Source organism: Bariatricus sp. HCP28S3_D3 (genome assembly GCF_052065755.1).
In the GTDB taxonomy this organism is placed as follows: Bacteria; Bacillota; Clostridia; order Lachnospirales; family Lachnospiraceae; genus Allocoprococcus.
The window spans coordinates 64,711-76,035 of sequence record NZ_JBQHTK010000012.1 but is presented as its reverse complement, the minus strand read 5'-3'; the positions used below and the strand labels follow the sequence as shown (position 1 = coordinate 76,035).

Sequence of the window (11,325 nt, the reverse complement as noted above, 5' to 3'; positions counted from 1 at the left end):
CATTATACCAGAAAAAGGGAGGTCAATGCTCTTTTTATTTGCATTCTCCCATAAAATCAAGGTTTTTATTGAATTTTGGAACAAAAAAACAGGTAGTTTTTGACACTACCAGATGCCGGCAGGAGGTAAGATTATGGAATTTTTCGGAGGCTTAGCTGTATTGATGGTATCGATTTTGCCGTGAAATTCTATTCATTATAATATGCCATAATCAAATCGACCATCCGGTCATAGCTGGCAACTCCGTCATCTTGACCATTTGCCTTCAGATAACTGTCATTGATCTGATTGGATACTTCAGCAATCTGTCCGTCATATGTATTCCAGAACTGCGTGTTTGCCGCAAGATCAATCTGTGACTGATTGTTGAGCATGGAATGTATCCGTTCGTAGGCTTCGTAATCTGCATGATAGAGCTGGTTGGTTGCGTAAAGCCAACCCAACATATAGCCGCTGTATTGGAACTCAGGAGAGTCCGCGTTGACGCATGCCAGAAACGCAATAAAATTCGCTTCTTCCTCCTGCATAAAACCCCGTAAATGAGAAAGCTCGTGACAGGCGGTAAAGGGAAGATTGTACTCCGTCATGTCATCGTTATAATTTGCTTCTATTGTAAAAGGCGAATAGATGCCGGACAGGTTCTGGTAGGAAAGTGTCTCGGAAACCGTCAATCGCTTTGGAAGAGGATAATATCCATCAAGTTCATCATAAAGCGTGCCGATATGCTCCATAGCCTTTTTGGCATTCCGGGGAACCATCTTCTTTCCCATAAGAGAAGTACCGTCTTCGGCACAGGAAATTTCAGGGGCAAGCCGGTTTAAGTGATTCGTAAGAAGCTCACATACGGAAGCAAGTTCTTCTGCGGTATAGGAAGAAGTAGTAATTCCCGTTGCCACAGAGAAGGACTTATGGCCGTAATTGATCCCGCAGCACAGGGTGTATGTAAAGAAGAGAATCGAGGCGAAAAGAAGTACATTTGCTCCCCATCTGCGCAGGCGTTTCCTGCGGATTGCGTAAATAAGAGACAGTATCAGCACAAAGATAGCCAGATAAAGTCCGAATTCTACCGCGGAAAATGGAAATATTCCCCAGAATCTCCCGAGCGTTTCTACCAGAATGGAATAAACATGAGCTGTGTACCAGTCGGCAAAAGCCGGAATATTCTGAGCAGCGTAAAGAAGGCACAGGCTTCCTGCAGCCAGTATGACGGCAGTGAAGGCTCGTCTCAGGTCAGAAATTGCTGAATCAGTTTTCATCATTCGTCAAATCTCCGTCTCCGGCGATGGGGATGACATCGCCAAGATATTTAGGTAGTGGTTTGAAAATAGATACGAAGAAATCCTTATCTCTTGCCAGAATTTCACGGAAGTCCCGATAAGCCTGTCCGCTGTACCTGCGGGTATCGGCGGATATGCCCCATGCGTCAAGTCCCAGAGAACGTGCGATGTAAAGGGCACGATAAAGATGATATTTCTGGGTGACGATGATCACCTTTCTGGCCTGGAAAACATCCCGTGCGCGGTAAAGACTGTCATATGTGGAGAAACCGGCGTGATCCATGAACACATCTTCGGAGGGAACCCCTTGGTCAAGGGCGATATCCTTCATCGTTTGCACTTCATTATATTTTTTTCTTCCGTGATCGCCGCTCATCAAAAGCTTCGGCGCAGCACCGTTCTGGTAAAGTTCGATTCCGGTGTTCAGACGATCCTGCAGCATAGGAGATGGAGAGCCGTCAGTACGGATTCCGGCGCCAAGGACCAGAATACAATCTGCGTCGGAAACGGAAGAAACATCCTCTCCTTTGTAGGGTCAATCTAAATGAGTCCATATATTTTCATTATATATGGCGTGTGAAAATGTGTAAATGAGAAGTCGGAAGGTTCAGGAAAATTTAAGAAATTATGTAATTGTTCAACGCCCTTTTTTGACAAATCCGCTTGGCTCTGAACAGTTACAAAATTATCGAGACTGTGCGGTACTGACAAAAAAATCGGGAACCCGGAGATAAGAACAGGGCTTCCCGATTTTACAGGTTCGTTGTTAAGACTCCATGCCGAACGTAAAATCAAGCTTCTCTTCGGCGGCATCCAGAAGTTCCTCAAGATTTTCAATTTCCCTTTCTTTTTCCAGAAAATACGCTCTGGAAATGTTTGAAGACCGGTAATCATTTTCCAGAGAATCTTCAAAACGATCTAATTCTGTTTCGAGCTTTTCCACTTCGTTTTTTAAATCCAGATATTGCGTCCGATGCTCTTCGGCCGTTCCTGTCGGAGAAGAATTGTCGATTTTGGAAATCATGCCGGATGTCTGGGAAGTCAGATCACTGAGCGAGGCATCATGTTTTTCAGTGAGGGATTCATTTGTGGTGTCGGAAGATTCCGAGTTTCCTGCAGATGCCGTATTTTCGGTTGAATTGGAAGCACCGGAAGAGGTTCCGTCTGAAATAGTCTGGCTTTTGCATCCCGCAGCAAGGAACGTCAGAACAAGAGTTATTGTCAGAAAGAGTTGTGTTATTGCGCTTTTTTTCATAATACGTATGTCCTTTCCGTAATTTGTCAATATAGTTTATTGTAACGATGGTAGTATTTCCGATTGCTGAAAAAATATGAATCACAAAAAATCTGCCCGGAATAAAGTTTTCTGTGTGAAAACGGTTTATCTCTGGTATTTTTATGTTATTATATACATGAAAAAAACCAGGACATATGAAAACGAGAGGTGCTTATGAAAATAGTAATTCCCGAATACAAAACATTGGATATAGATACGTTGTTTCTGGACTTTAACGGAACGATTGCAGTGGACGGAATCATTCCGGCGGGAGTAAAGCAGAGACTGACTGCATTGGCAGAACTGTTCCGCATCTATATATTGACGGCGGATACCAATGGAAATGCGAAGGATCAGTGCGAAGGTCTGCCCGTGATTTTACAGACGTTTCCTACAGGCAATGCCAGAGAATATAAAAAAGAACTGATCAAGGCGACCGGCAGCAAACATTGCGCGGCGATGGGAAATGGGCGAAATGATGAACTGATGCTGAAAGAAGCGGCGCTTTCCATTGCAATCATGGATAAAGAAGGAATGTATGGAAGACTGTTTAAAGAGGCAGATATCTGTGTCCGCTCCATGCAGGACGGGCTGGATCTGTTCCTGTATCCGAACCGGATCATTGCAGGACTGCGCGGATAGAATGCCGGGACATACTATAGTAGTCAATTGATCACCGGATGCGGGTGATAAATGAGAATAGATATTTTATTTTGAAAGGAAGAAAGAGATGAGCATATTATTTGTAGAATATCCAAAATGTACGACATGCCAGAAGGCAAAAAAATGGCTGGAATCTGAGAACGTAACATTTGAAGACCGACATATCGTAGAGAACAATCCGTCTGTGGAGGAATTAAAAAAATGGCACAAAATGAGCGGACTTCCGCTTAAGAGATTCTTCAATACCAGTGGAATGAAATATAAAGAACTGGGACTTAAGGATAGGATTCCGCAGATGACAGAAGAAGAACAGTATGAACTGCTTGCAACAGACGGCATGCTGGTGAAAAGACCGATTCTCGTAGGAGATACGTTCGCTTTCCCGGGATTTCGGGAAAAAGAATGGAAAGATCTGATTGGATAAATGTGCGGTGAGGGAGGAACAAGATGAGTCAGGCAATAGTGACATTGAAAAAAGGGGAAGGACGATTACTGAAATCCGGAGGCGCATGGGTCTTCGATAATGAGATCGCCTCTATCGTCGGAGAATTTGAAAACGGGGACATTGTGATTGTTCATGATTATGACGGCTATGGAATGGGACGAGGATTTATCAATATGAATTCCAAAATCCGCATCCGTATGATGACAAGAAAACAAGAGCAGGAGATCAATCATGAGTTTCTCGAAATGCGTGTGCGCGATGCGTGGGAATACCGAAAGAAAACGGTGGATACGGGCAGCTGCCGTGTGATCTTCGGAGAAGCGGATTTCCTTCCGGGACTGGTAATCGACAAATTCGAAGACGTGCTGGTCGTGCAGTCCCTGGCCCTTGGAATCGACAAAATGAAAGAAGAGATCATCGATATTCTGAAAACGGTTCTGAAGGAGGATGGAATCGAGATCCGCGGCGTCTACGAGAGAAGTGACGCCAAGGTAAGAAAGCAGGAAGGAATGGAACTGGCAAAAGGCTTCATCGGCCCGGAATTCGATACAAATGTGGAAATCACAGAAAACGGTGTCAAATACATAGTCGATGTCAAAGAAGGGCAGAAAACCGGATTCTTTCTGGACCAGAAATATAACCGGAAAGCGATCCAACGGTTGTGCAAAGGCGCGAAGGTTCTGGACTGCTTCACCCATACAGGTTCTTTTGCACTGAATGCAGGAATTGCAGGGGCAGACAGCGTACTCGGTGTGGATGCATCCGAACTTGGAGTAGAACAGGCACGCCTGAATGCACAGCTGAACCATCTCGAAGACCGCGTCAAATTCAAATGCGCCGATGTATTCGAACTGCTCCCGGAACTCGAAGAAAAAGGCGAAAAATTCGATGTAATCATCCTGGATCCGCCGGCATTCACCAAATCCAGAAATTCGGTGAAAAATGCAGTAAAAGGATACCGCGAGATCAATCTCCGCGCAATGAAGATGGTGAAGGACGGCGGCTATCTCGCCACCTGTTCCTGCTCCCACTTCATGACACCGGAATTATTTACGCAAACGATCACGCAGGCGGCAAAAAATGTACATAAGAGACTGCGCCAGATCGAATACCGGACACAGGCACCGGATCACCCGATCCTGTGGGCGGCAGATGAATCTTATTATCTGAAATTTTATATTTTCCAGGTAGTAGATGAGAAGTGATTTTGAGAGTATTAAAAATGCTGAATTAGTTAGGGGCTGCTGTAAATAGCAACCCCTTTTATTTTTTATTCAATATTTTGACCATCAATTACAGTAAAGTAATTTATTTTTTTTGAATTTATATCTGTTTGGAATTTCATTTCAATTTTATGAGTAACGGTTATATCCCCATTTTTTAGTTTGAGAAATGCGGTTGCTAAATATCCATTTTTTTCTTTAGTAACAATTACCTTTGTAATATAATAAGAATCATATTTTTGTAATATGCGAATAGGGATATATTCAAAAGCATTTCTGAATGATTTATAAATTTTAAAATTAGTGAAATAATTTTCCAATCGATCTTCCAGAATAGAATCATATGTTCCTGTTAAAATGGCATTTTGATAACTCGTTTGAATTTTTTTATCATCAGTAAACCATTCCGTAACAAATTTTTTGATATTATATTCTTCATAAAAAAAATTGTAAAATATGGAAGTCGAACACACTATGAAAAGTAATATTAAAATAATTAGAAATCCGATACTTCGATGAATCCTTCTCATAACAATACTCCTTTCTTTTATAAATTTACTTCAAACAAAAATGCACATAAATTCTGGATTCAAATTAACATATATCTGATTACTTGTCAATGATATCTTAAAATACTAATTATTATAATTTTGAATTATATATATTCTGACATTTAATGGGAAATAGGGACGTTCCTTTTGACCCCAGCATCTTGCCACGACCATCGCCCATTGGCTTGCCAGCCGCGATGAAGGTGTGCTATACTGACTTCACGGATAGTCGGGAACACATAAAAGGCGGCCTACCCCTCCATACTTAGAAGGGGCATCACCGTCCAGACGAAAGAAAGGAGGGTGATGCCATTGTTTGTTACATATTCGGATCTGATCCAGATAGGTATATTCATTGTCACTCTCGTAGGATTGTGTTATACAGTCTTTGGCAAAAGAACCGTCCCTGCGATCACAATTATTGTGGGACCGGTGAAGACACAGTTCGGCTATCATTTGATTAAGGTGGAGAAGAAAAATGAGGCGTCCAAGGTTCCATTTGCGGAGGCGGAACCGGGAATCAGACAGAACCTTATGCAGCAGAAGCAGAATGTGGCTTATACGGCAAAGGTGGAAGCGCTGAAAGCGAAATATATGTGATTTTATTGGAGCTTTTTTAATTTCAGGAGAATGAGTGAATGATAATAAGAAAATCAACAATGGAGGATCTCCCGAAGATCATGGAGATGTATGAAGAGGCCCGACAGATCATGAGGGATAACGGGAATCCGGATCAATGGGGGACTTCAAATCCAAAAGAGGAATGGATCGTTCTTGATATAGAAGACGGAGACAGCTATGTCTGTACAAAAGACGGAGAGATTGTCGGCACGTTTTATTTTAGAATCGGAGAGGATCCGACATACAGACAAATCTATGATGGATCGTGGATGGATGATTCGCCTTATGGTGTTGTGCATCGGATTACCACGGACCGGAAAGCACGGGGGACGGCGACGTTTTGCCTGAACTGGGCGGTACGGCAGGCGGGCGGTCATCTTCGGATCGATACGCACGAAGATAACCGCCCGATGAGAAAGCTTCTGGAAAAGCTTGGATTTTCCAGAAGAGGAACGGTTGTCGTGGAGGACGGAACCGAAAGAATTGCGTTTGAAAAAGTGCTGATCGGTGAATAAAGAATAGATTCATAGCAATAGAAGGGGACATTTGGATGGCTGATACTTCAGAAAACACAACAGTAACAAAACAACATATATGCACAGCGCTGCTCGCCCATGTAGATGCCGGGAAAACAACGCTTTCCGAGAGTATCCTGTATTTGTGCGGAAATATCAGAAAACTGGGACGAGTGGATCACGGGAACGCATTCTTGGACACGAATTCTCTGGAACGTAGCCGCGGTATCACGATTTTCTCAAAGCAGGCAGTGGTGGAGCTGCCGAAGAAGCAGATGAAAATGACGATTCTGGATACACCGGGGCATGTGGATTTTTCCGCGGAAATGGAACGGACGCTGCAGGTGCTGGATTACGCCATCCTTGTCATCAGCGGGGCGGACGGCGTGCAGGGGCACACCCGCACGTTATGGAATCTGCTGAAACGCTACCGGATTCCAGTTTTTCTATTTATCAATAAAATGGATCAGAACGGGACAGACAGAGCAGCCCGTCTGGAAGAATTGAAACAGAAATTGGATGACGGATGCATTGCATTTGACGGGGCGGAAGAGAAGGACACATTCTGGGAAAATATCGCCATGTGTGATGAAGATGCGCTTGGAGAATATCTGGAACATGGAGAAATCTCAAAAGAAATGCTGATCCGCCTGATCGCAGAACGTAAAGTGTTTCCATGTTATTTCGGATCGGCACTGAAAGTAGAGGGAGTGCAGGACTTATTGGAGGGACTGGAAGAATATACACGCCCTGCCCGTGCTTTACTCGCGCCCGGGAAGACGATTGATGATCTGTCAAATGAATTATTTGGGGCAAGGGTTTACAAAATATCCAGAGACAATCAGGGGAACCGACTGACCCATTTGCGGATCACTTCCGGGATCTTGAAGGTGAAAGATACGCTGGAAAATGCGCCGGAGTCGTCGGAACACTGGGAGGAGAAGGTGAACCAGATTCGGATTTATTCCGGTGAGAAATACGAGATGGTACAGGAAGCGGGGGCCGGAATGATCTGTGCCGTAACCGGACTTGGCTATACCAGGCCCGGTGAAGGACTTGGCATCGGGCAGGAGGCAAAAGGCCCGGTCCTGGAACCGGTGTTGAATTACCGTGTGATCCTGCCGGAAGGGTGCGATGTCCATACGATGCTTCGGAACTTAAGACTTTTAGAAGAAGAAGATCCGATGCTGCGGATCGTGTGGAATGAAGAGCTTGGCGAGATACATGTGCAGCTGATGGGGGCTGTGCAGACGGAAATACTTCAAAGCCTGATTAAAGACAGATTTGGCGTGGAAGTGACATTTGGAATCGGAAATATTGTTTATAAAGAAACGATAAGAAATGTAGTAGAAGGAGTCGGACATTTTGAACCGCTCCGCCACTATGCGGAGGTACATTTGCTGATGGAGCCGGGGCAGCCGGGAAGCGGAATCACGCTGGATACCATGTGCAGTACGGATGTGCTGGACCTGAACTGGCAGAGGCTGATACTTACGCATCTTGCTGAGAAAGTGCACAGAGGTGTACTGACAGGCGCGGCGCTAACGGATGTAAAGATTACCTTGATTGCAGGGAGAGCACATCTGAAACACACAGAAGGCGGGGATTTCCGGCAGTCTACATACCGGGCTGTGCGTCAGGGACTAATGCAGGCAGAAAATGTATTGCTTGAGCCTTATTATGATTTCCGCCTTGAAATCCCATCGGAATGTGTCGGACGGGCCCTTACGGATATTCAGAAAATGGCAGGCGAATTCCAGCCCCCGCAGGCAGACGGGGATATGACGGTCATAATGGGCTATGCTCCGGTGGCGACCATGCGCGATTATCAGATGGAAGTCACCGGCTATACGAAAGGCAGGGGGAAAATCTTCTGTACATTCAAAGGTTATGAGCCGTGCCATAATTCGGAAGAAATCATAGAAGCATCCGGTTATGATCCGGAACGGGATCTTGAAAATCCCCCCGGGTCTGTATTTTGTGCGCATGGGGCAGGATTTAACGTATCCTGGGAACAAGTTCCGGAATATATGCATCTTGAGCCGCAGCTTGAGCGGATACTAAAAGAGAGAGAAGAAAGCCGGATGCCCGGAGAGATTCCGGCAAAGGACGGAATAGGGGAAAGAACGGAACAAAGCGCCCAGAGAACCGGAAAGCCACAGAATACCGGGCGATCCGCTTCCAAAGCCGGAGCAGAGCGCTATGAACGCCATGCCCGTGAATCGAAAGAACTGGAAGAAATATTTATCCGTACCTACGGAAAAATCGAGCGAAAACAGGCGAACACCCAGAAAACGGTTACAGCGCCGGAAATAAAGAAACACAGAGAAAAAAAAGAAGAATCTGTACAGGAATATCTGCTTGTGGACGGATACAATGTCATTTTCGCGTGGGATGATCTGAAAGATCTGGCGAAGACGAACATAGAGGCTGCAAGAGGAAAACTTATGGATATTCTCTGTAATTATCAGGGATTTAAGAAATGTATCGTTATCCTTGTATTTGACGCATATAAAGTAGAAGGATTCAATCTGGAGATTCAGAAATACCACAATATTCATGTGGTTTATACCAAAGAGGCTGAGACAGCAGACCAATACATCGAAAAGGTCGTGCATGAAATCGGCCATAAATATCATGTAACAGTCGTGACATCGGACGGCGTAGAACAGGTGGTAACACTTGGACAGGGAGGGACTTTGATTTCCTCCAGAGAATTCAAAGAAGAAGTAGAGATTGTGAGCCGGCAGATTCGAGAAGAAACACAAAGCCGCAGAGAAAGCGGAAAGAACTATCTCTTTGACCATATGGATGAGGAAATGGCAAAAACGATGGAGGCGGTTCGCCTGGGGAAGAAAAAAACACCGTTTGAATCTTAACGAGACAATGAAATGACGATTTACGGAAAAGGTAAAAATGGTGATTCACGAAAAAACATAGAAAGTAGTGAAATGCGATTTGTGGAAAACGTATAGGAGGCGCAGATGGAAAATCAGGAGATACTGACCAATCAGGAACAACAGCATAAACGGCGCGTACGCTATTCGGGGACGCATCCGAAAACATATAAAGAGAAATACAAAGAGCATCAGCCGGAGAAATACGCTGATACCATTCAGAAGGTCATCAGCAAAGGAAGTACCCCGGCGGGAATGCATATTTCAATTTGCGTAAAAGAAATATTGGATTTCCTTCAGATTCAACCGGGACAGACCGGACTGGATGCGACTCTTGGATATGGCGGTCACACAAAAGCGATGTTGGAGTGCCTGAAAGGTGAAGGACATATTTACGCATTGGATGTGGATCCGATCGAGTCGGCAAAAACGAAAGAACGTCTGGAAAAACAGGGATTTGGAGAAGAGATTTTGACCGTGCGGCTGCAGAATTTTGCAGATATTGATCAAGTATCAAAAGAAACAGGAAAGAAATTTGATTTTATTCTTGCCGATCTTGGCGTTTCGTCCATGCAGATCGACAATCCGGATCGAGGGTTTTCCTATAAAGTAGAAGGCCCTCTGGATCTCAGAATGAACCCTCAAAAAGGAATTAGCGCCTCTGAGCGTCTTGTGGGAATCTCGCAGGAGGAACTCCAGGGCATGTTGATTGAAAATGCAGACGAGCCTTACGCAGAAGAAATCGCGAAAACAGTCGTGAATCTGCAAAAAAGAGGTAAAAAAATTGAAACGACCACACAGCTGAAAGAAGCGATTGAACAGGCACTCCGGTTTCTTCCGGAAGCAGAGCGGAAAGAGGCATTGAAGAAATCCTGCCAGCGAACGTTCCAGGCGCTTAGAATCGATGTGAACAGTGAATATGAAGTACTGTACACATTTCTGGAAAAACTGCCGGAAGTGCTGGCACCAAACGGACGTGTGGCAATACTGACCTTCCATTCCGGAGAAGATCGGCTGGTGAAGAAGTCATTTAAACAATTCAAGAAAGAGGGACTTTACAGTGAGATCTCCGAAGAAGTGATCCGCCCGTCCGCAGAAGAGTGCGCAAGAAATGGACGTGCGAAGTCCACGAAGATGAGGTGGGCAATACGAGAGTAGATTAAATTACAAGTTCAATGAAAAACAGACTAAAATATGATAAACTTCTATCAGGAACAACCGTGTTATAGGGTGGCTGACCTCTATTCTACATAGAATGGGGGTGGTGCTGGTGGACAAGAAACCTTTTGATTTCAAGGATTTGATGGCTTTTGGCATGTTCATTCTGGCATTACTGACATTCGTATTTACGTTTATCAGATAATGTTTTAAAGCATAGAAAAACCACCCCAGAACTTTGACGAGAGATGGAGTGGTGATTCTTTAACCATATGTCGAGGTCAACCCCTTGTGGGCGGTTGTTCTCCTTGTGTTTATAATATATCATATCAAACTACAAAACGCAAGGGATGAATTTACTGGAGCAATACATCAGAATGTGGAAAGCAATGTAGAAGCAGATTAAATTACAAGTTCAATGAAAAACAGACTAAAATATGATAAACTTTTATCAGGAACAACCGTGTTATAGGGTGGCTGACCTCTATTCTACATAGAATGGGGGGGGGTGCTGGTGGACAAGAAACCTTTTGATTTCAAGGATTTGAGTTCATTCTGGCGTTACTGACATTCGTATTTACGTTTATCAGATAATGAATTAAGGCATAGAAAAACCACCCCAGAACTTTGACCAAAAAGGGTGGTGATTCTATACTGAATTACAACAATGAGGTCAATCCCCTTGTGGGCGGTTGTTCT

11 protein-coding genes are annotated in these 11,325 nt (G+C 44.3%); 7 read left to right on the top strand and 4 right to left on the bottom strand.

Annotation, left to right across the window (positions count from 1 at the left end; translation table 11 throughout):
* Positions 1 to 188: 188 nt before the first annotated feature.
* The 3 genes from ACTNB3_RS09545 to ACTNB3_RS09535 form a co-directional block, all read right to left on the bottom strand.
* A complete protein-coding gene (locus ACTNB3_RS09545; RefSeq protein WP_427820166.1) occupies positions 189 to 1,259 on the bottom strand; it encodes a DUF3810 domain-containing protein in 1,071 nt (356 codons plus the stop codon).
* On the bottom strand, positions 1,246 to 1,764 hold the full coding sequence (locus ACTNB3_RS09540) for a SanA/YdcF family protein (protein WP_427820195.1): 519 nt from the start codon (positions 1,762 to 1,764) through the stop codon (positions 1,246 to 1,248). The genes ACTNB3_RS09545 and ACTNB3_RS09540 overlap by 14 nt, the downstream gene beginning before the upstream one ends.
* A 279-nt stretch (positions 1,765 to 2,043) precedes the next feature.
* On the bottom strand, positions 2,044 to 2,532 hold the full coding sequence (locus ACTNB3_RS09535; protein ID WP_427808352.1) for a hypothetical protein: 489 nt from the start codon (positions 2,530 to 2,532) through the stop codon (positions 2,044 to 2,046).
* A gap of 195 nt (positions 2,533 to 2,727) precedes the next feature.
* Here ACTNB3_RS09535 and ACTNB3_RS09530 point away from each other — a divergent pair, with 195 nt between their 5' ends.
* The 3 genes from ACTNB3_RS09530 to ACTNB3_RS09520 all read left to right on the top strand — a co-directional run bounded on the left by ACTNB3_RS09530 (position 2,728) and on the right by ACTNB3_RS09520 (position 4,866).
* Complete coding sequence (locus tag ACTNB3_RS09530; protein WP_427808354.1) at positions 2,728 to 3,195, top strand: HAD family hydrolase; 468 nt, start codon at positions 2,728 to 2,730, stop codon at positions 3,193 to 3,195.
* Between the two features lie 88 nt (positions 3,196 to 3,283).
* Entirely contained in the window at positions 3,284 to 3,640 is a 357-nt protein-coding gene (locus ACTNB3_RS09525; protein WP_427808356.1) for an arsenate reductase family protein, read from the top strand.
* A gap of 23 nt (positions 3,641 to 3,663) precedes the next feature.
* On the top strand, positions 3,664 to 4,866 hold the full coding sequence (locus tag ACTNB3_RS09520; protein WP_441025258.1) for a class I SAM-dependent rRNA methyltransferase: 1,203 nt from the start codon (positions 3,664 to 3,666) through the stop codon (positions 4,864 to 4,866).
* Between the two features lie 65 nt (positions 4,867 to 4,931).
* Here the strand turns inward: ACTNB3_RS09520 and ACTNB3_RS09515 are convergent, their stop codons facing one another.
* Positions 4,932 to 5,414 (bottom strand): hypothetical protein, encoded by a 483-nt coding sequence (locus ACTNB3_RS09515; protein WP_427820164.1) that lies wholly within the window; start codon positions 5,412 to 5,414, stop codon positions 4,932 to 4,934.
* Positions 5,415 to 5,747: 333 nt separating this feature from the next.
* Between ACTNB3_RS09515 and ACTNB3_RS09510 the strand changes: the two genes are divergently transcribed.
* The 4 genes from ACTNB3_RS09510 to rsmH all read left to right on the top strand — a co-directional run bounded on the left by ACTNB3_RS09510 (position 5,748) and on the right by rsmH (position 10,626).
* On the top strand, positions 5,748 to 6,035 hold the full coding sequence (locus ACTNB3_RS09510; protein WP_427820163.1) for a peptidylprolyl isomerase: 288 nt from the start codon (positions 5,748 to 5,750) through the stop codon (positions 6,033 to 6,035).
* A 38-nt stretch (positions 6,036 to 6,073) separates the two neighbouring features.
* The gene (locus ACTNB3_RS09505; protein WP_441025256.1) at positions 6,074 to 6,571 is read left to right on the top strand and encodes an N-acetyltransferase family protein; all 498 of its coding nucleotides are present in this window, start codon (positions 6,074 to 6,076) and stop codon (positions 6,569 to 6,571) included.
* A 35-nt stretch (positions 6,572 to 6,606) separates the two neighbouring features.
* On the top strand, positions 6,607 to 9,450 hold the full coding sequence (locus tag ACTNB3_RS09500; protein WP_441025254.1) for an NYN domain-containing protein: 2,844 nt from the start codon (positions 6,607 to 6,609) through the stop codon (positions 9,448 to 9,450).
* 105 nt (positions 9,451 to 9,555) lie between these two features.
* Positions 9,556 to 10,626 carry a 16S rRNA (cytosine(1402)-N(4))-methyltransferase RsmH gene (rsmH, locus tag ACTNB3_RS09495; RefSeq protein WP_441025252.1) on the top strand — a complete coding sequence of 357 codons (1,071 nt, stop codon included), beginning with the start codon at positions 9,556 to 9,558 and terminating at the stop codon, positions 10,624 to 10,626.
* Positions 10,627 to 11,325 lie beyond the last annotated feature (699 nt).

Bases quoted from the DNA above. Each gene is read 5' to 3' on its own strand.
- ACTNB3_RS09545 (WP_427820166.1), bottom strand. From the start codon at position 1,259: ATGATGAAAACTGATTCAGCAATTTCTGACCTGAGACGAGCCTTCACT.
- ACTNB3_RS09535 (WP_427808352.1), bottom strand. From the start codon at position 2,532: ATGAAAAAAAGCGCAATAACACAACTCTTTCTGACAATAACTCTTGTT.
- ACTNB3_RS09530 (WP_427808354.1), top strand. From the start codon at position 2,728: ATGAAAATAGTAATTCCCGAATACAAAACATTGGATATAGATACGTTG.
- ACTNB3_RS09525 (WP_427808356.1), top strand. From the start codon at position 3,284: ATGAGCATATTATTTGTAGAATATCCAAAATGTACGACATGCCAGAAG.
- ACTNB3_RS09520 (WP_441025258.1), top strand. From the start codon at position 3,664: ATGAGTCAGGCAATAGTGACATTGAAAAAAGGGGAAGGACGATTACTG.
- ACTNB3_RS09515 (WP_427820164.1), bottom strand. From the start codon at position 5,414: ATGAGAAGGATTCATCGAAGTATCGGATTTCTAATTATTTTAATATTA.
- ACTNB3_RS09505 (WP_441025256.1), top strand. From the start codon at position 6,074: ATGATAATAAGAAAATCAACAATGGAGGATCTCCCGAAGATCATGGAG.
- ACTNB3_RS09500 (WP_441025254.1), top strand. From the start codon at position 6,607: ATGGCTGATACTTCAGAAAACACAACAGTAACAAAACAACATATATGC.
- rsmH (WP_441025252.1), top strand. From the start codon at position 9,556: ATGGAAAATCAGGAGATACTGACCAATCAGGAACAACAGCATAAACGG.